Source organism: Ochrobactrum chromiisoli (assembly GCF_026241335.1).
Classification (GTDB): Bacteria; Pseudomonadota; Alphaproteobacteria; order Rhizobiales; family Rhizobiaceae; genus Brucella; species Brucella chromiisoli.
On the sequence record NZ_JAPHAV010000013.1, the window covers coordinates 1 to 18,461 of the forward strand.

Consider the following 18,461-nt stretch of genomic DNA (forward strand, 5'->3'; position numbering starts at 1 on the left):
TTGCCCCTTCTGCTTCCATTCACGGAGTTCGTCGCCATAGAAAAAATCGCTATTCGTCTGGCGCATTCCAAAGAACAGATGGATCAGGCGATGCCGCGTATTGGCACGGATGAAACCCGCCAAAGGTGCGATTCCGGTTCCCGCGCCGATCAAAATCAGGGGCATGTGTGTCCGATTGTCCGCATGGAAACCGGGATTGCGGCGCGGGAAAGCGCTGATCGTGTCTCCGGGCTCCAGTTCCAGGAGCTGGCAGGAGCATAGCCCACCCGGATGTTTTCTCACGACGATCTCGACAAAGCCATCCTTGCGTCCAGAAGCCAGTGAGTAGAACCGGGGAACAGTTGATCCCGGAGGAACGATGGCGAGGAGATCGCCGGCCACAAAGCGCCCCAGTCCGCGGCCACGCACTTGCTGCCAGAAGGAAAGCATCGGCAAGGCAAAGCGCAGTATTGCTGCGGGCGCTTGCACTTCGGCACCATAATCACGGCGCGACACAAGCGTAAGCGTTACGGCGGCGGGTTGAACGGCCTGGTGCGTGAGTTCCAGGTCTATGTCCAACGCAGCACCGAGTGTCCGTCCCCATCGGGCAAAAGCCTGCGGCGACTGACGGTCCACCGTGTCAAAGGGTATGAGCATTCTCCATCCGACGGCATGCGCCGTCTCCGTCACCGCTCGCGCGAATCCACAATAGGCTGGAAAGCTACTATCGCCAAAACCGAGCACAACCAGCGGAATTGCCGAATCCGCTTCCTGAGATAACAGTCCTTCGAGAAACCCCTTGGCCGAAGCGGGTGCATCGCCGTCGCCATAAGTCGCGGCCAGGATGAGGATGCGCCGCGCCTGCCCGTAACGGGCCGGGTCGAAAGCCGACATTGGCGCGGCATGGACGGCCTGACCGGCGTCGGACAGCGCCGCATGCAGCGTAGCGGCAAAGCCCCATGTGCTACCGCCTTCACTGCCGACGAGAATGATCGTCTCCGCCTTTCCTGCGGAAACATTGCCGCGAATACGTGGCCGTCCGCGACGCCCGTCGAACCAGAGAACAACGCCCGTGCCCGCCATGACTGGTACACCAAGAGCCGCCAGGCCAAGGATCAGCGCCAGAACAGAAGCCCCCCGTCCCGTATGGAGCATATAAATGGTTTCCGACAGACGTTGCCATCCGGTCAGGCCGCTCCAGCCGAGAAGCGCGCCCGTGCCCTGATCGATATAGCCGGTGCCCCGGTCGGTCTTAAGGGTGAGAATGTCCATCGGGTTGGATGGATCGGCGAATGACAGGCTGCGCATTTCCGCAACCGGTATCTGCCGCAGCGGTTCCATCGTCGCCGGAAGCGCTCCAGTCTGGCCGCTTGCCTCAGTCTGCATGACCGGCGAAACCGCACTATCAGGCAACAGATCGAAGGTGGAGGCCGTCATCCACAAAGCCGTGGCCGAGGAAAGCAGCAGGCCTGCGACGGCCAGTCGGGCGACCTCGACATGCAGACGCCCGGAGAGCGGGCCACGCAGGCGCGAGAACCAGTGCTGCCAACCCCCGGCCCGACGTGCGACAAGCGCCACCCCGGACAGGCTCAGCACCATCATGGCGGCAGCGCCCGCAGCCATGACCATGCGACCGCTATCATCAAGAAAGAGCGAACGATGCAGACCTGTCAGCCAGCGTTCGACTGGATTCGGATCGGCAGAAGCGATAGCCTGACCGGTGGCGGGATCGATGACCGCCGCCTGAGGCGCACCATTATCGAACCAATAGGCCGTCATCCGGCCAGACGGCGCCCGCCGGATTTGCTCCACCTGCGGATAGACCGCTTGAACACGCCCCGCCAGATCGGCGATCGTACGTGTCACATCTGCCTGTGGAGACGAAATACTTTCGACAGCGGGAAAAATCGACAGTGCTGCACCGCTGATACTGAGCACAATCAGGAACAACGCGGCAAGAAGTCCCGGCCAACGATGGATAACGCGGAACATAGCAATCACCGTTTATAGTGAATAATCGGCTGTTGCGATGTAACGGCGTCCTTTGACTGGAGCTTTCACACCGCCGGATGTCAGCGGTATAACCACCTCATTGGGGCTGTCGCGCATGTCTTCCACCGCAGCGTCGACGTGCAATGTGTAGCCCGCATCAAAAAACGCATCGGCCAGATCAACTGTGATTTTAAGCGTCTTGCCCGTCCCGACGCTCGCGCCCGTGATACCATTGATTTCGCTCGTGTTGCCACCCGTTGCGCGATACCACCCAGACAGGTGTTCGTAATACTTGGATTTGCTACCAGCCATCCAAAGACTACCAGCATATTTGCCCTGAGCATCGGTGACGTAATAGGCAAGATAAGCGCCGTCCCCGCCATAGCTGTTCAGCGTCGTGGTCAGAGTTACGGGTCGCGCCATGGCGATACCCGGAAGCGTAAGTGCCGTGGTCATTGCCAATACTGCGAGAAGTACTTTCATGTCAGACTACCTCTTTCAAAGAAACGGGCGCACGGACCTGAACCGGATCCGTGTTCATGCCAGCCACTCTCGCAAGATGAGCTGAACGCCGCCTGACACTGATGTAATTTCTGCTTCAGCGCTTTGTCAGGAAAGACATAACGAAAACGCTGGACCTGCCAGCAGGTCCACCGTTTTAAGAACCGACGATGCGGGCTGTTATCAATGCAGCGACATGCGCTTGAGCGTGCCATCGCGCAAAACGAACTGGTGCCATATCGCCATCAGTGCATGAAGACCGGCCAGATAAAGAATGATGGTGCCGGCATTCTCGTGGAAGTCGGCGATCAATCCGGGGGAGCCTTGCACTGGGGCCGTAATGGCTGGAACGGAAAGGCCGAAGAATGATATGGGAACGCCAATCCGCGAGGCGGCATACCAGCCGCTGAACGGCAAGGCGAGCAGAAAAAGATAGAGGATTGCATGACCTGCCTTGGCCGCAAGCGCTAGCATCCCTTGCGTCTGAGATGCTGACGGCGCAGCGCCAGAAAGACGCAAGAGAATGCGTGGGAAAACAAGCACGAGCACGGCAAGCCCTAGAGAAAAATGCAACAAAGGCGGATTTTCCGCCATACGGCGTCCACCCACCGACGTCAACCATGCTCCGAGGATCAACGCTGCGGTGAACCAGTGAATCACAACCATGCTTTTTGAATAACGATCAGGACTGCGAGGCATGACAAGTCTTTCCTTGACTAAACGCGCTCTATTAGCGGAGCGCCGGGTGCTTATTTGGCAGGGAGTTTTGTCGAGCAAGCGGCTGGAAAGCATGCCGACGCAGCGCTTGACACCTATCCCTAGTTATCTCTTGATTTGCGACGGCGATCATCGTCGTGGTCGGATTCGCCGACCTTGTGTTTTATCTTGACTATAGCAAGCGTCGCCGGATCAACTTTGGCCCTGAAAGCAATTCCGGTTTTGTCGGAGCCGCGGACTTCATAACAGCCGTCGTCGATTTTGATCCGCGCTACGGTCCAGCCGCGAGAAGTAGCCATAGCCTGAACCGCGTCCCTGGATTGCCACTTGTCCATCGACACATGGCAGTCATCATCGGCTCGCGCCACGCCGCTTCCTGCTGAAATCAATAAAAGGGAGATTGCAGCAAGGTAATTTACCATCATATCATTGTTCCTGATCAATGCGCTTTGAAGAGAATAATGCCAGCCATTTCTGACGAACAGCTGAAGCTGGCAAGGGTATGACGTCAGAGGAATGACAGGTTACAGCTTCAGTTAGAATATGTTCACATCTGACTGAATCGGGTCGACACGGGGCCGCTTCTTATCGAATAAAGGGTGCTGTTGTATGCGGGTTCTGTTGATCGAAGACGATACAATCCTGGGCAAGGCCGTTCGCGACCATATCGCCGTCAACCATTCCGTGGATTGGGTGACCCGGCTCGACGACGCAACAGAGCATGTCAACTCTGCAGTCTACGACCTAATGCTGTTGGACCTGATGCTTCCCGACGGGCTGGGTGTCAATTTTTTACGCAATCTTCGCGCCAAAGGCAGTGTCACGCCTGTCATTATCCTCACGGCACTGGACCAGATTTCCGACCGGATCGAAGGACTCGATGCCGGGGCAGACGATTACATGATCAAACCGTTCGATCTGGCGGAACTGTCGTCACGACTGAATGCCGTTGCGCGACGTTACAGCGGCAATCCCAACCCATTGATCAAAATAGGCGACCTCCAGATCGATCTGGCCGCCAAGACCGTGAGGCAGGACGGGCGCCCCGTTGAACTGACCGGTCGCGAATGGGCACTGCTAGAAAACTTCCTGCAGCGACCTGGTATTGCATTGACCAAGTCGCAACTCGAGGATCGGCTCTATGCCTTTGGCTCAGAAGTCGAGAGCAATACAATTGAGGTCCATGTCAGCCGTCTCCGCAAAAAGCTTGGACATGCGATCATCGAGACGGTTCGCGGCATCGGATACCGGCTTGGAAACGCAAAATGATCCAACCGAAGAGCCTGCAATGGAGACTTTCGCTCTGGCTCGGGCTCGGCGCGGCCCTGTTGTGGGTTGTTACAACGATTGTGACAGCACAGCTTCTGCGCCAGGAACTGAATAAGGCCTTTGACAGCGCCCTCGAAGAAACGGCGCAACGCATTCTGCCAGTCGCAGCGCTTGAGATATTGGGACGCGATGCCGACGACACCGAACAGCGGGTTGCCACCCTGCGCCAGCACGACGAATATTTCACCTATGTGGTGCGTGACGCGGCCGGAACCGTGCAGATGCGTTCGCATAGTGCGGATGTAACCAATTTTCCGCCCTATTCAAAAATGGGCTTCAGCAGCACACTGACCCATCGGCTCTACTCCGACGCCGCCATGCAGGGCAGCCTCACGATTACTGTCGCTGAACCCCTCTCCCACCGGCGCGAAACGGCGAAGCACATATTATACACGCTTGCCGTACCTCTCGCCCTAGCCGTCCTCCTTGGCCTGACCGGTGTCTGGCTCATCGTGCGGCTCTCCATGGCGCCGGTGCGCAGTTTTCGCGATCAGATTGAGGCGCGTGGCAGCGGAGATCTTGATCCAGTCGCCGTAAATGGGCTTCCCTCCGAAATTGACACTGTTGCCATAGCGGTAAATCGGCTGTTGGACCGTTTGAAACTGACCCTGGAAGCCGAACGCAGTCTTGCAGCCAAATCAGCCCACGAATTGCGCACCCCGGTGGCAGCGGCGCTCGCACAGTCGCAAAGACTGATCGTCGAGGCGCCCGATGCTACCACGCGCGAACGTGCGCAGGACATGGAAACGGCGCTGCGCCGCCTCGCCCGCTTGACAGAAAAACTGATGCAGTTGGCAAGAGCCGAGGGCGGACGGCTCCTTGCCGAAAAGCCAGTAAATATTGCTGCAATCCTTCGATTAGTTGTAGGCGAGTTCAACGGATCTACCGATGCTGTCGGTCGCATTGAGTTGACTCTCCCTGATTGCCCCGTGCTTAAGAGCATTGATGCGGATGCGTTTGCCATACTAGCGCGCAACTTGATCGAAAACGCACTCAAACACGGTGCACAGGACATGCCTGTTCTCGTAAGTCTTAAATGCGACGGGGAACTGCGTGTTGTTAATGGCGGCCCAGTCGTGCCGCCCGAAACGCTTGCTCGGCTGAGTGAGCCGTTCGAGCGCGGTCAGGCTCTTGTGCGCGGTGCAGGACTTGGTCTTGCCATTGCCAAAACAATTGCTACTGGAGCAGGCGGTCGGTTAGAGTTTTTCTCTCCGGCATCAACCAAGAAAGACGGCTTCGAAGCGAGGTTTTCTTCCATTGCATGCACGCCGAACCGGTGCACCACTGACCATTGAGAAGCGCCTCACTGCTTTGATTGCCAGTCAGAATCTTGCTCGCTAGTGCACGTCGCAAAGCATGTCCGACATTACTTACGACAAAGCCTTGTTCACTTGATTATATCGACCCTGGCACGGTTCGTACAATGAGGCTTGCAATCAGGCCATGCCCGTCCTCGCGCCCGTCAAGCGTAAGTCTCGCTCCCTGTCTTTCGGCTGCAGCCTTTGCGATTGCTAGCCCCAGGCCACTTCCCTCGCTGTCCTGAGGTTTTGCCCTGAAGAACCTTTCAAAGACGTGTGTCAATTCTTCTTCCGTTAAGCCGGGACCAGTGTCACGGACCTCTACGCACGCTTCTTGCCCAATGACTGCCACCGCGACGTCTACGGTTCCGCCCGATGGGGTATACCGTATGGCATTATCTACCAGATTTCCGAAGATGATCTCGAAATCGATCAGCGAGCCGACCACGGTAGCGCTATCTTTACGCGTGATGCCTAAGTCAATCTGGCGGCTCTCCGCGAGTGGTGATAGACGGGCGACCGTATCGAATGCGAGCTGGACAAGATCAATCGGCTGCGGTGATGGTGCAGGCTCTTCGGCGTCGTATCTCGTCAGGCGCAATAGCTTGGTTACAAGGCCGGTACCCCTGCTGATTCCGGCTTCAAGTTCAGTCAAACGCTGAGTAAATCGGTTATCCCGGTCATCGTGGCGAAGGTTGTCGATTTGAATCTGCAGCGCCGACAGCGGTGTGCGCAATTCGTGAGCTGCATCTGAGATAAACCGTCGCTGGCGCTCCAATAGTGCGCGAAGCTGCGCGAGCAACAGGTTGATCGAGGTTACAAAAGGAGCAACTTCGCGAGGCACGTCGTCTATTGGAACTGGGTCGTCCGCCCCGACGTCTCGGGAAGCAACCGCCATGGCCAGGCGATTAAGCCGCGCCATAATCCGATCGATGATCCAGCTCAGTGTCAGCAATGATAATGGTATCAGCACAACGATCGGCAACGCCGCCTGGAGCGCTGCATTGGTCGCCAGTTCCTGTCGGACCCTCGTATCCTGGGAAATCTGAACTGTTCGGCCCGGCGCTGCCAGTGTATAGACGCGCCAACTGTCATCGCCGATTGAAATGTCGGCAAACCCGCTCCCTGATTGGCGGGGAATATCAATGGCTGGATGTGAAAGTCGCAACGGCTTGCCGGCAATATTCCAGACCTGGATGACGAAGTCATCCTCGGGGTCATGCGGCACATCGCCAATCCGCCCGGTTGGTACAGCGGGCGCGTCCCCGATATAGAGTGCGATCTGCCGCAGCTGATTGTCGAGGAGGTCGTCTGCCTCACTCCTGACGAGGAAGAATGATGTTATGGCCGCGCAGACGCCGATGGCCGCCATTAATCCGGCGAGCCATATGAAAGCCGTGCGTCGGATCGAAATCGCGCCTTTCACTTGGGAACCATCCAGCCGGCTCCCCGGATGTTGCGTATGATGTCCTTGTCGAACTTTCTCCGGACATAGTGGATGAGGACGTCGATTGCGTTGCTTTCTACCTCTTCGCCCCATCCATAGAGTTTTTCCTCAAGCTGGTTACGGGATAGAATTGTGCCGGGACGCTCCAGCAGTGCCTGAAGCAGCGCGAATTCTCTTGCGGGCAACACTTCGCTACACCCACGATGGTGCTAATTAGCATCGTCGGTACGTTGATTACAGATAACCTGGTCGACAATTTCCATGTGCCGCTGCTGGACACGACGATCGCGTTCTCTGGCGCCCTGGCCCTGACATTCTTCCTGTGGTTCCGAGCCGAAGGGACACTTTCGATCCACTCCATCTACACCGGGCGGCGCGAAGCATTTTATTGGCTGGCCATATTGTTCACCTTTGCGCTCGGCACGGCGGCGGGCGACCTTGTGGCCGAACAATTCGCGCTTGGCTATCTGGCGACCGGTGTCCTGTTCGGAATGATCATCTTCTCGCTCAGCGTCGGCTATTTCTTCCTTAGCCTGGACCCGATACTCGGCTTCTGGCTGGTCTACATTCTAACCAGACCTCTTGGCGCCTCATTAGGCGACTTCATGTCTCAGCCTATTCAATATGGCGGGCTGGGTCTCGGCGTCATCATTACCAGCGTGATCTTTCTCGCAGCAATCGTCATAATAGTCGTATTCATGAGCCTGCGAGACCAGGTTGAAGAACTGGTTGAAATCGATGATGATAACGAGCTGACAAAGACCAACTCCAGCCAGAGATTAACAGCTGTCAAAGACGAATTCTAATATCACTGCTCAAACGAACTAAGCCATAGAATCGAACCGATTTTAAATTTTCTCCAAACAGCTTGCCATGCATGCCCGCAAACGCTGCAGATATCGTCATACGGCTTGAAGAGACCACCAAATCTAAAGCGTTTTCCGAATATGATGTGGGTAACGATAAAAGTTAGAGCAACTACAATGTTTCAATTGTCACGGAAGTCGCTCTAGTCCTCGTAATTAATTTGCAGCAGCTGAAGCAGGTAAAGGGATGAACAGCAGATATTTCCGGTCTTCGGCTATCGGTTTCATCGTATTACCAAAATGGCTGGCAAAGGCGTCATACTCGTTTTTGGCTACCAGAACCCCATCACCAGGCTTGAGCCAGGCTGCCAGCCCTGTCGGTGTTTCCAATCGTGTTATTTTGCCGTGAGTATAAAACTCAGCTGAAAAGCTTCGTGCATCTAAAATAGCCAGACGGCCCGGACCCGGGTAGTCTGCTATCAGGCGCGCTTCCGTCGGCAAGTACGAACGGTCCAGACCAATAAACGAGGCGACAGTTATGCAGGTGAAGATCACCAGGACTTCGGCTACTCCGAGTTTGAGCCAGCCAGCTCCGTTGGGGCCTGTTTGGGTCCACAAAATAACGGAGAGCAGAGCTGCTGCCGGCACGCCCGGCAACACATAGGCTAGCAGGATATTGGCAGCAAGCGTAAAGAAGACCAACGGCGTTAGTGCAAAAAGGACTAGGTAGAGTTGGAGGCCGCGGTCATTCGGTAAGCCGTTCTTTCTCAGTCGCCATATCAAAATGGGTAACAAAGGGCTCCATGGTAGTGTAGCCACGATCCAGAACAACCAGATGGATCCTCTGGCATGTTCGCGGCCTGCACCATAGAGATCGCCCCTCCAACCAGGTTGCAGGAAGCGCTGAATGTGTTCGCCGATCAAGAAGTAGCGGAGAAATCCGGGCGTCGCTATTTCTGCTGCAATGTACCAGGGAATGACCAGTACGGCACATAATACAATACCTCCGACCCACGGTAGACGAGCAAGATCCTTCCAATTGCCGCGCCATAGCATCCAGACGGCAATCGGGGTGATAGACAGAACCACAGCAACGGGCCCTTTGGCGAGGAGACCGATGGCGAGCCCCAGAAAGAACAGCCAGGCCCAGCGGCGGCTTCCTGCCAATCCGTTATAAAAGCCAGCCATGCTGGCGGTCACACCAAGCGTCAGCACCATATCGGTCTGGACAAATGCAGCAGAGACAAAAAACAAGCCTGAACTTGCGGCAACCAAGACAGCAACAGCCGCAGTGCGGCGGTCAGTAATTGTGCAGGCCCACCGCCATAAAATGATCAATGTTGCAAAGGTTGCGAGCAAAATCCCGAGCCTTGCAGCAAAGGGAGTGACGCCAAACACGGCAATCCCTGCAGCCGACAACCATGTATGCAATGGCGGCTTGGCCCAGAAAGGCACGCCGTAATCGAATTGCGGTGTGATCCAATTGCCCGTTTCAACCATCTTACGAGCGATTTCAGCGTAACGCGCTTCGGTTGGATCTGTCAGAGGAAACCAATCCATCGCGAGAAGCCGCACAAAAAGCAGCAAAACCAGGCCCCAAAGGATAGAACGGCTCTTTGTCATTTTGTTAGACTTTCACTGAGAATTTGGGCTTCGATCGCGCGGCTGGCAGGTCCATGTCCGGCGCACTGCATCGGGTCAGCGTCGTCACCGGGATGGAGCATCATCAGGCACTCTGGTGCCATCTCGGACAAGAGGCGCGGCAGCCACCGCCGAACACTGGAAGGCTCGTCGAGACGAAGAAAACCCGAGAAATCGCGGTTTATTTGCAGCTCTGCCTTGACGAATATGGTGCGTGCTCTCGCTGCTAGCGCCATAATGATCAGGACCTTGGCTCCGCCTGCACGAAAATTAAGCCATCGACCCGCCCAGGTGGCAGGTAAGGGCACGCGTACCCATGCATTGTCCCTATAGGGCAGACGTGTCACCAACGGTGTGATCGCCGGAAAACAATGACAGTGCTGATGACCGTCGTAATAATCGGGCAGGCTTCCGAAGAGCGTGACAAATACATCTATTTGCCAGATTAGTGACGCTTTGATCTGATCTAAGAATTGTGTACCCGATATCGGCTTTAGTAATTGCGACAATCGCCAGACTGGTCCACCACCCGGGACAGTTTCAGTAAGGTTCAGATGTAATCCGACTTTTACCCCACCGACGCGCAACTCCCGTAAGCGATAGATATCTTCAGGCTCCATGGCATCACCGATTATGACTGACGTACCGTCAAGCCGTCCAGATTCGAGCAGTGACAGGATTATCCGGTCATGTCCTCGCCCCAGCCCAAAATCATCGGCGATCCGCATCGTTCAGTTCCTCGTGGCGGATGTCTTCAGCCAAAATGTAAATTGGACGTCTCTTGGCTTCCAAAACGGATTTACCGATATACTCCCCAATGAGTCCCAGAAACATCAACTGAACGCCCCCAAAAAAAGCAACCAATATCAGGACTGAGGTGACGCCAACTGAAACGGCTGGGAACAAAAAGTGCTGAACGACGATATAGATGCCGTATACGAGACTGATCATGGCGGTGACCGTACCAGCCAATGCCATAAGACGCAGTGGGGTGGTCGAAAAACTCGTTATAGCGCCAAGCGACATTAGCAGCAGCCGGAGCGAGGTATATTTGCTCGTGCCCTGGAGGCGAGGCGGCGGATCAAGTGGTATCCCGATCTGGCGAAAGCCAACCCAGCCATAAAGCCCTTTCATGAAACGGTCGTTTTCGGGCAAACTGCGTAGTGCATTCATAAATGGCTTGGTGATCAGCCGAAAATCTCCGGCACCGGGCTGTATCTGATATCGTTGGTCGCGATTAATAACCCAGAAGAATATCTGCGACAGCACAGCCTTCATTGGTCCTTCCGAATTACGGCGATCGACCTTATAGCCATAGACGCTGTCGACGTGCTCGGTTTGCCAGATACGGACAAATTCAAAGATCATTTCGGGAGGATGCTGCAGGTCTGCATCCATCAAAACGGCAGCATCAACATTGTGAGCAACATCAATCCCAGCGGACAGTGCCGCTTCCTTGCCAAAATTGCGCGAGAAACGCAGCAGGCGGATCGGACGTAGCCCAAAATCGTGCTTTTTCAACAGGGCAAAACTGTCGTCGCTGCTACCATCATCGATAAAGATAAATTCAATGGTGAGCGCAAACTCGGCAGCGATGCTTTCGGCGATCGAATCCAACCGGTCAAGCAGAGCCGGCAAACCTGCTGCTTCATTGTAAACAGGAATTATAATGCAGAGGCTTTTTGCGCTCATGACGGGGTCTTTGCAAAAATGACAACAGACGAGATGGTAAAGTTTACGATTGACACAAGTCCAATCGCTATGACGAGAGCAATGGCCAGTCGCAAGCCAAGATGCAGACATGCCTGAAGAAGCAGGGCCCGCAACAAAAAGATCAGGCAGGTCCAGCTCATAAACAGAATGTAGCGACGAAGGAATTTTTCCGTCGAGTACTTAAATGTGACTCGGACGTGGAAAAAAAATACAACAGATCCGCTGATGATCATCGCAAGAGCCAACGCTATAGCCGGTTGTAGATGCAAGAAATCACTTGCAGTCAGCGTCACGACATAATCGATGACGGCACCCATTGCAGAACCACTAACAAATAGCGGAAAGCGTTTCAAAATCACACTGACCACCTTGTCCCAGGGCTAAGTCAAAAGCCAAAATAAACGATTTCGGCTCGTTAGAATACAGACAGAAGGTCATCAGATCGAACGCGATCTCTACCTCTTTTGAAAGCTGTATAATCTCGCTCATTCGTTGTGATCATGGTTGGAGAAGTAGAAACGGAAGTATCTTCCATTTTCTATCTGTTCATTTCGAGTACCGGCTAAGCTCGTGACTAATGATTGAAATTGCCAGATCATAAATTTCTCCGAATTCTTTGTTGCTCTGCCGGTCCCTGTCGAGATCACGAATAGAATTAATGTATAGTGACCGCTCTTCATCCGCAGTCAGGATAGCCTTCTGCTGCAGGATATCAATGAGTTGCACAAAACACGCGCTGTGTGCGAGCAGTGAAGCTGCCAAATCTTCAGTGTCCCGAGCATTGGTGCACGAATTCATTACCCGCTCTCCATTGGTATGCAGTTATTTACATCACAAGCAGCTTTTCTCCATCTGGATGAGATAACCAGTTGTCTTGTGTGCCTTAGTCCCTTGCAGTTACAGGAACAAACCTGACAGCAACCTGAACTGAATCAATAATCCACATAAGCTCCGGGGTTAGGAACGGACTAACCGTTCAGTTCCCTGTCAGGAACGCAGTCCATAAGCGCGAGAATTATAGCTGAGAGCTTTGAACGCGTCGAAGGGTCTGTATTTATGAAAGCTTTGAAACTGCAATTGTGGCGTCCGCGAATGGATAGCGTGACATTAAGTTTCATCGCCGCTGGATATTTGACAGCAGCAAATAATGAGACATTCTGGTCCCGCTCCCTCGAACTTCTTTCAACATCAGCACTGTTCACCCTGGTAGCGGGTGTATTCTGTCTGCTCCTCGCTTTGTGCATCACAGTTTCAGCGAAATACATCGTAAAGCCAATATTTATCGCGCTTATCCTGATTTCAGCTTCCGCATCTTGGTTTGTCGATCAATTTGGCACCATAATTGATGTGGAAATGCTTCAAAGCGTCGTAGACACCACGAATGCTGAGGCGGGACATCTCATCAATTTCCCCTTTTTGATTCATATTGCTATATTTGGCATCATTCCTGTCTGTCTGATCGCGTGGATAAAGTTAGATCATCGGCCAATCCTTTCAAAAATCAGACAGAATTCTGCGTTCATCTTTCCAGCACTATTAATTGCCATCGCCCTATTCATCTCTCAGGCAAGCACCTTTACCTCGCTTGGGCGTGAACATCGTGAGTGGATTTCGACACTCAACCCCTTAATGCCGATCGGCAACGCAGTGAAACTGGCGCTTCGGTCAAGTCGATCAAAAAACGTTGTCGTTCGACCGATTGGGCTGGATGCGACGGTCTATGACGGCTACGAAAGCGGGCGTAAACCCCGCGTGCTGATCATTGTTGCAGGCGAAACTGCTCGTGCAGAATCGTTTTCACTGGGCGGCTATCAAAAAGAGACGAACCCTGAGCTTAAGCGTGAAGATATTACATATTTCTCGAACACGACGAGTTGCGGCACGATTACAGCTGTTTCACTCCCGTGCATGTTCTCGAAGTATACTCAGTCTGAATATTCGCATCAGAAGGGAATTGAAACCGAGAACCTTCTCGACGTTCTTAAACACGCAGGGGTAAATGTCGAATGGTGGGATAACAACACCGGACATAAGGGAATAGCTGAACGTGTCGATAACCAACAATTCTCAAGCTCCGGAGATCCGGAATATTGTCGGAATGGCGAATGCCGTGATGAAATATTTCTGGAAAAAACAGATAAATGGTTAGAAGGCGTGAAACAGGACAGCGTTCTGGTTTTGCATCAGCTAGGAAGTCACGGGCCTGCTTACTATCTACGCTATCCGGATGAATTCCGGCGTTTTACCCCCGACTGTCAGACCTCTGACTTCTCCAAGTGCACCAAGGAGGAGATCACCAACTCCTACGACAACACGATCGCCTATACAGATCATGTTCTCGCGGCGCTTATTCGAAAGTTGCGCCAACATGAGGATACCCTGGACACTTCATTTATTTACGTGTCTGATCACGGCGAATCCATCGGTGAGTTTGGTCTCTATCTGCACGGAGCACCCTACTTTATTGCACCTTCTCAACAGACCCATGTTCCTTATTTGATATGGTTGGGACCGGAAGCAAAAAGCGCAGTTGACGATTCCTGCCTTGCCCGTGAAGCATCCTCTAAGCAGACACACGATAACTTATTTCACACGGTCCTGGGACTAATGAATGTAAACACATCTGTCTATTCCCGGGATCTGGACACTCTTTCTGCTTGCCGGGGAACTCCGCTCTCGTGAAAACTTACATTCCTTCAAAAAAGAGAGGCGTTTCGCATCTTTTCGATGCTGCCTCCTATTCTATAGGCGGCGCCAGACGTCTGCTCGGAGAAACTGCGGCCCGGCAAAAACTTCTGGCCTGACTTGTCATAACTGGCCTCTTTATATTTTGGGGTGCCAGTCTGCAGCAGCACACCATTTTTGGAATGCTCTGCCTCATTTTACTCAGCTTCTATGCATTCAATACAGCGACCGAAGAAATCGTGGACGTAGTCTCACCAGAATATTCATTAGCTGCCCGTCATGCGAAAGACCTGGGTTCGTTCGGTGTTCTCTGCGTGATTATCGTCAATTTTGTTTTGGTTTCGAATGTTTTTATCAATCTCCGTTGTTAATTAAGCCTAATACGAAGCTTCTACCTTTCGTTCCTGTAGTATCGGCGGGCAGCAGCTCAGGCCCTGCAATAAAAGAAACCTTGAAAGTATTTGTCGGTTCGTGAAATTAAAACGGTTTGATAACCGGGAGAGCTCAGATCTTGCGTGTACTGCTCATCGAAGACGACGAAACACTCGGAGCTGCTGTCCGTGACCATATGTCAGCGCAGAGAAATGCGGTCGACTGGGCGAATAATGTAGGAGATGCAGGTCTCTCGCTTATAACCGTCGAGTATGGGCTCATTCTGCTGGATCTAAGGCTTCCAGACGGTAGCGGGCTTACGCTTCTTAAAAACCTCCGTTCCTCCGGCAATCATACCCCTGTGATTATATTAACTGCGCATGATCAGATATCAGACAGGATCGAGGGTCTGAATTCAGGTGCTGACGATTACATCGTTAAACCTTTTGATCTTAACGAACTGACTGCACGTATGCTCGCTGTTACTCGCAGGCACGCCGGCAGTAGCGGATCTTTCATGAATCTGGGCAAGCTTCGGATCAATGTGGCTGACCGCCGCATCGTTTCAGAGAGTGGCGAGATCGTGCTTACAGGACGTGAGTGGGCGGTTTTTGACCGGCTTTTACTCAGAATTGGTGCGGTGGTTTCGAAATCACAGATTGAAGAAGCACTCTACGCGTTCGGCTCAGAAATCGAAAGCAACACAGTCGAAGTTTATGTCAGTCGGCTTCGCAAGAAGCTCGGTCGAAGTGTTGTATCTACCGTGCGCGGCGTTGGATACAGGATTGAGGAACTGTCATGAGATCCCCAAGCATGATTGGTCGACTGATGTTCTCGGTCACTGCCGTCGTGGTAATATTCTGGATCGCGGCTGCGGCCGGTGGAATTCTTGTGATGCGTAGTGAGCTTGCCGAGATATTTGACAGTTCACTTCAGGAAACGACAGAACGTTTAACCCCGTTGATTCTTGATGATCTTGCCCGCAGAGATCAGTCACAGTCATCCATGTCGCTCGAAGTGCGCAGCCCTTCCTCACGACAGTATCTGACCTATCAGGCCAGGGACGGATCGGGACAAACACTCCTTCACTCATCAGAAATCAACAGCGAGCCATTTCCTGCTCCACTCAACGCAGGTTTCTGGGAAGATGACGAGGCGCGGTACTTCACAGTCGCAACAAAAGAGAATTCGCTCTTCGTTCAGGTGGCGGATCAACTTAAGAACAGACGCGAAGCAATCAATGAGGCTGCACTGGCATTACTTCTTCCAGTTCTGGTTCTTATTCCATTAAGTCTTTACATTATTCGCATGGTTTCCCGTCGCGCGGTTAATCCGGTTGGTGATTTAAGACAGGCAATCGGTCAAAAAGATTCCGGAGATCTCACGCCTGTCGAGATCTCAAATCTCGCCGTAGAGCTTCAGCCCATTGTTCATTCGGTGAATTTGCTTATGAAAAGGGTCCGCTCTTCGTTGGAAGCGGAAAGGACTTTCACATCTAACAGCGCACATGAGCTCCGGACCCCTATCGCTGGCGCCCTTGCGCATGCGCAATTGCTCAAAAACGAAGTCAAAAATGCGACCGCCAGATCACGAGTAGATCAAATTGAAGGCTCTCTTCATAAGCTAATGCGTCTCGTCGAGAAGCTGATGCAGTTAGCGCGCGCCGAAGCCAATATCACCATCGCAGCGACAGCCACCGATCTTTTGCCCGTACTTGACATTATTGTTCAGGACTTCCAGCGTGCTGATCCTTTAAATCCGCGCCTGCAATATGAACGGCATCCGGACTCTACCCTGATCAGGATGATTAATGAGGATGCATTTGCCATTATGATGCGAAATCTGATCGAAAATGCACTGATACACGGTGATCATAACCAGCCAGTCATAGTCAGGGTTAGGGACAACTCAACCATTCAGGTGACCAATCACGGTGTCATTCTCAGCGACACAGAACTGAATGCTGTAAAACAAAGATTTAGTCGTGGGAGTACAAAATCCGCAGGTTCAGGTTTAGGATTACCAATCGTCATTGAACTGGCAGATCAGATGAAGGCGGCACTAAGACTGGCATCGCCCGCCGACGGTGAACGCGATGGCTTTTTAGCAGAAGTCAGGTTTGAGTGAACATGTCGTTCGATTTGACGGATCGCGCCAATTCACAGGACTAAAAATTTCAGGCAGTTTTGTCATACTCGGCATCAACAACGATTTGAAGCTGGCTTTGTTAGTATTGGTTTATATCTCTTGTCAGGCCATACGGGAACAGTCGGGTTGTATGCTGAATCGGAGAAACACTTTCTGTAGTCCCACAGTTAGGTAAACGGGGCTGATCCGATGACTGATTGATCACCAAGCCAGAAGCTGCAGCAGAGCTGCCACGCGACGAAGTCCTGCTGGCTGAAATCCGCGATCTTCTCGCAAAGCAGAGCAGAGCCTGAGTGCTTTCAAAAGAGTCGTTAAAGAGCGGAGCCGTCAGGCTCCGTTTCTCATTTGATCCATCAATAAGGGTTGATCAGATTCGATTTCATCGGAATGGAAAAAGGTTCTCATCAGGATCATCTTTGCCACCAATTTGAGCGGAGATTATTTCGGCTGCGATCTTGCTGAACGTAATACCATTCCCCCCGTATCCCATTGCTGCATAAACATTCGTATGCCCGGGCACTGGGCCGATCATAGGCGTTCCAAGACGCGTCGTTCCGAAAGCTGCGGCCCATTGATACTCTGGTGAACCGATATCTTCGCCAATCAGTTGCCCAACCTTCCTGGCGATTGTCAGGCTTTTGCGCGCAAGCTTCTGCTCATCCAGAAAAGCGTTGTCCGATTTTTCATCTTCGCCGCCAGCAATAATCCTGCTGTCCTGCGTGGTCCTGAAATAAAGATAGGGATCAGATGCTTCCCATACGAGATAATTACGAAGCCAGGCCGGCTTAGAGATCCTTTTCTCCGGCTCGCTATTGCCCATGTCGAAATAATCTGGTGATCTTTACGCGCCAAGGCCTTCAGAAACTCATAACCTGTACAAAAAATCACATGGGTAGTGCTAATGATCGATCCTGAAGATGTGGCCAACACCACCTTATCGTTCAGGCTCATAAAATCAGAAATTTCTGTGTCATGAATTATTTCCACGCCTTGTCTTCTACAGTTGCGAAGAATTCCTGCTGCTAATTGTGCGGGGTTGGCGGACGCAGAGATATCGCTGACGATGGCGCCAGAGCGGTTGATTTGGAATTTCCGGCGTAGATCTGAAGCATCCAGATACTGCGCATCAAGTCCAATGTCGTTGCGTGCTTCAACTTCGGATCGCAGAGCCCTGGCACCAAATTCATCGCCAGAAAGATAGAGTGCCTTTTTACGTTGCATCTGACATGAAATCTGATGTTGCGCCGAAAGAAAAGCCAGCGATTTTACGGCTAGGGCTGAGCGCAACCATATTCGCTCAGCATCTCCTGGTTTTAAAAGCTTTTGCAATTTGAATAGCGGCACATCAATTTCGTACTGTATCATCGCAGTGCTTGCCATGCTACTGCCATGCACGGGTTCCCGGCGATCTACGATAGCAATACGTCTTTTGTTATCAACCAGTGCTTCGGCTACGAGTGCTCCGCTAATTCCAGCACCGACGATGACCACGTCATAATGACGATGTGAAAAAAAGCTTTTTGTCCGCACACTGATGAGTGGTGTCTTCTGCCAGTAAGGCAAAGCCATCCTTAATGTCTTTTTTTGTGTTGCTGACTGACGCATCAAGCAAATTTCCCTGCATTGCTTTCATTGTCAGATAACGGGCAGATTTGGAATTTGTTCAATTTAGATTTTTCGGCTGACTTGCTAATATTGGAGACCCCAGAAGACAGGTGATGGCGTTGATGAGAGAAAACTCCATCACGCACCGCCGCAATTATTTGCAAATTCCGTCTGTGTCCGGCAGACGCTTTGGCCCTTGATGCAGTTTCAGCAGCGGACACAGGAATG

At 52.6% G+C, this 18,461-nt stretch carries 15 protein-coding genes and 4 pseudogenes; 7 read left to right on the plus strand and 12 right to left on the minus strand.

Translation table 11 applies throughout. The features are described from left to right. The 4 genes from OPR82_RS18150 to OPR82_RS18165 all read right to left on the minus strand — a co-directional run. Positions 1-1,971 (minus strand): PepSY domain-containing protein (locus OPR82_RS18150; RefSeq protein ID WP_265986318.1); only part of this gene is annotated, 1,971 nt, incomplete at its 3' end. Between the two features lie 12 nt (positions 1,972-1,983). Then, on the minus strand, positions 1,984-2,454 hold the full coding sequence (locus OPR82_RS18155) for a DUF2271 domain-containing protein (protein ID WP_112591142.1): 471 nt from the start codon (positions 2,452-2,454) through the stop codon (positions 1,984-1,986). Between the two features lie 201 nt (positions 2,455-2,655). After that, on the minus strand, positions 2,656-3,171 hold the full coding sequence (locus tag OPR82_RS18160) for a cytochrome b (protein WP_112591144.1): 516 nt from the start codon (positions 3,169-3,171) through the stop codon (positions 2,656-2,658). Positions 3,172-3,290: 119 nt separating this feature from the next. Further along, positions 3,291-3,614 carry a PepSY domain-containing protein gene (locus OPR82_RS18165; RefSeq protein ID WP_374788925.1) on the minus strand — a complete coding sequence of 108 codons (324 nt, stop codon included), beginning with the start codon at positions 3,612-3,614 and terminating at the stop codon, positions 3,291-3,293. A gap of 184 nt (positions 3,615-3,798) precedes the next feature. On the opposite strand from OPR82_RS18165, the gene OPR82_RS18170 reads away from it, so the two are divergent. Continuing rightward, positions 3,799-4,458 carry a response regulator gene (locus OPR82_RS18170; protein WP_094573455.1) on the plus strand — a complete coding sequence of 220 codons (660 nt, stop codon included), beginning with the start codon at positions 3,799-3,801 and terminating at the stop codon, positions 4,456-4,458. Further along, positions 4,455-5,813, plus strand: a complete 1,359-nt coding sequence (locus OPR82_RS18175) for a sensor histidine kinase (RefSeq protein ID WP_265986321.1) — start codon at positions 4,455-4,457, stop codon at positions 5,811-5,813. Before OPR82_RS18170 ends, OPR82_RS18175 begins: the two co-directional genes overlap by 4 nt. Positions 5,814-5,913: 100 nt before the next feature. Here the strand turns inward: OPR82_RS18175 and OPR82_RS18180 are convergent, their stop codons facing one another. Both OPR82_RS18180 and OPR82_RS18185 read right to left on the minus strand, forming a co-directional pair. Next, positions 5,914-7,242, minus strand: coding sequence for an ATP-binding protein (locus tag OPR82_RS18180; protein ID WP_265986322.1), 1,329 nt, complete (start codon positions 7,240-7,242; stop codon positions 5,914-5,916). Beyond that, positions 7,239-7,469 (minus strand): annotated as a pseudogene (locus OPR82_RS18185) (winged helix-turn-helix domain-containing protein); the annotation flags it as partial. The pseudogene OPR82_RS18185 and the gene OPR82_RS18180, both read right to left, overlap by 4 nt. Here OPR82_RS18185 and OPR82_RS18190 point away from each other — a divergent pair. Beyond that, positions 7,467-8,069: pseudogene (locus OPR82_RS18190) on the plus strand (COG4705 family protein); the annotation flags it as partial. The pseudogenes OPR82_RS18185 and OPR82_RS18190 sit on opposite strands and share 3 nt — an antisense overlap. Positions 8,070-8,285: 216 nt before the next feature. Here OPR82_RS18190 and OPR82_RS18195 read toward each other — a convergent pair. From OPR82_RS18195 to OPR82_RS18210, 4 genes are read right to left on the minus strand one after another with little or no spacing between them, the layout of a single operon-like run. Next, the gene (locus OPR82_RS18195) at positions 8,286-9,692 is read right to left on the minus strand and encodes an ArnT family glycosyltransferase (protein WP_265986323.1); all 1,407 of its coding nucleotides are present in this window, start codon (positions 9,690-9,692) and stop codon (positions 8,286-8,288) included. Beyond that, positions 9,689-10,438 carry a ChbG/HpnK family deacetylase gene (locus OPR82_RS18200; protein ID WP_265986325.1) on the minus strand — a complete coding sequence of 250 codons (750 nt, stop codon included), beginning with the start codon at positions 10,436-10,438 and terminating at the stop codon, positions 9,689-9,691. The genes OPR82_RS18195 and OPR82_RS18200 overlap by 4 nt, the downstream gene beginning before the upstream one ends. Then, a complete protein-coding gene (locus OPR82_RS18205) occupies positions 10,422-11,402 on the minus strand; it encodes a glycosyltransferase family 2 protein (protein WP_265986326.1) in 981 nt (326 codons plus the stop codon). Before OPR82_RS18205 ends, OPR82_RS18200 begins: the two co-directional genes overlap by 17 nt. Then, positions 11,399-11,779 (minus strand): GtrA family protein, encoded by a 381-nt coding sequence (locus tag OPR82_RS18210; protein WP_323054569.1) that lies wholly within the window; start codon positions 11,777-11,779, stop codon positions 11,399-11,401. The genes OPR82_RS18205 and OPR82_RS18210 overlap by 4 nt, the downstream gene beginning before the upstream one ends. Before the next feature lie 700 nt (positions 11,780-12,479). Here OPR82_RS18210 and OPR82_RS18215 point away from each other — a divergent pair. The 4 genes and pseudogenes from OPR82_RS18215 to OPR82_RS18230 all read left to right on the plus strand — a co-directional run bounded on the left by OPR82_RS18215 (position 12,480) and on the right by OPR82_RS18230 (position 16,607). Next, entirely contained in the window at positions 12,480-14,105 is a 1,626-nt protein-coding gene (locus tag OPR82_RS18215; RefSeq protein ID WP_265986327.1) for a phosphoethanolamine transferase, read from the plus strand. Beyond that, positions 14,102-14,479 (plus strand): annotated as a pseudogene (locus tag OPR82_RS18220) (diacylglycerol kinase). The gene OPR82_RS18215 and the pseudogene OPR82_RS18220 overlap by 4 nt, the downstream one beginning before the upstream one ends. Positions 14,480-14,619: 140 nt before the next feature. Further along, positions 14,620-15,282 (plus strand): response regulator, encoded by a 663-nt coding sequence (locus OPR82_RS18225; RefSeq protein WP_265986328.1) that lies wholly within the window; start codon positions 14,620-14,622, stop codon positions 15,280-15,282. An 11-nt stretch (positions 15,283-15,293) separates the two neighbouring features. After that, positions 15,294-16,607, plus strand: coding sequence for a sensor histidine kinase (locus OPR82_RS18230; RefSeq protein ID WP_265986329.1), 1,314 nt, complete (start codon positions 15,294-15,296; stop codon positions 16,605-16,607). A gap of 400 nt (positions 16,608-17,007) precedes the next feature. Here OPR82_RS18230 and OPR82_RS22740 read toward each other — a convergent pair whose 3' ends face one another. Continuing rightward, on the minus strand, positions 17,008-17,448 hold the full coding sequence (locus OPR82_RS22740) for an NAD(P)/FAD-dependent oxidoreductase (protein ID WP_323054567.1): 441 nt from the start codon (positions 17,446-17,448) through the stop codon (positions 17,008-17,010). A 77-nt stretch (positions 17,449-17,525) separates the two neighbouring features. Then, a pseudogene (locus OPR82_RS22745) lies at positions 17,526-18,233 on the minus strand (NAD(P)/FAD-dependent oxidoreductase); the annotation flags it as partial. Positions 18,234-18,461 lie beyond the last annotated feature (228 nt).

What these genes read in the sequence shown, in the direction of transcription:
- OPR82_RS18155 (WP_112591142.1), bottom strand. Translation starts at nt 2,454, where the DNA reads ATGAAAGTACTTCTCGCAGTATTGGCAATGACCACGGCACTTACGCTT.
- OPR82_RS18160 (WP_112591144.1), bottom strand. Translation starts at nt 3,171, where the DNA reads ATGCCTCGCAGTCCTGATCGTTATTCAAAAAGCATGGTTGTGATTCAC.
- OPR82_RS18165 (WP_374788925.1), bottom strand. Translation starts at nt 3,614, where the DNA reads ATGATGGTAAATTACCTTGCTGCAATCTCCCTTTTATTGATTTCAGCA.
- OPR82_RS18170 (WP_094573455.1), top strand. Translation starts at nt 3,799, where the DNA reads ATGCGGGTTCTGTTGATCGAAGACGATACAATCCTGGGCAAGGCCGTT.
- OPR82_RS18175 (WP_265986321.1), top strand. Translation starts at nt 4,455, where the DNA reads ATGATCCAACCGAAGAGCCTGCAATGGAGACTTTCGCTCTGGCTCGGG.
- OPR82_RS18195 (WP_265986323.1), bottom strand. Translation starts at nt 9,692, where the DNA reads ATGACAAAGAGCCGTTCTATCCTTTGGGGCCTGGTTTTGCTGCTTTTT.
- OPR82_RS18200 (WP_265986325.1), bottom strand. Translation starts at nt 10,438, where the DNA reads ATGCGGATCGCCGATGATTTTGGGCTGGGGCGAGGACATGACCGGATA.
- OPR82_RS18205 (WP_265986326.1), bottom strand. Translation starts at nt 11,402, where the DNA reads ATGAGCGCAAAAAGCCTCTGCATTATAATTCCTGTTTACAATGAAGCA.
- OPR82_RS18215 (WP_265986327.1), top strand. Translation starts at nt 12,480, where the DNA reads ATGAAAGCTTTGAAACTGCAATTGTGGCGTCCGCGAATGGATAGCGTG.
- OPR82_RS18230 (WP_265986329.1), top strand. Translation starts at nt 15,294, where the DNA reads ATGATTGGTCGACTGATGTTCTCGGTCACTGCCGTCGTGGTAATATTC.
- OPR82_RS22740 (WP_323054567.1), bottom strand. Translation starts at nt 17,448, where the DNA reads ATGGGCAATAGCGAGCCGGAGAAAAGGATCTCTAAGCCGGCCTGGCTT.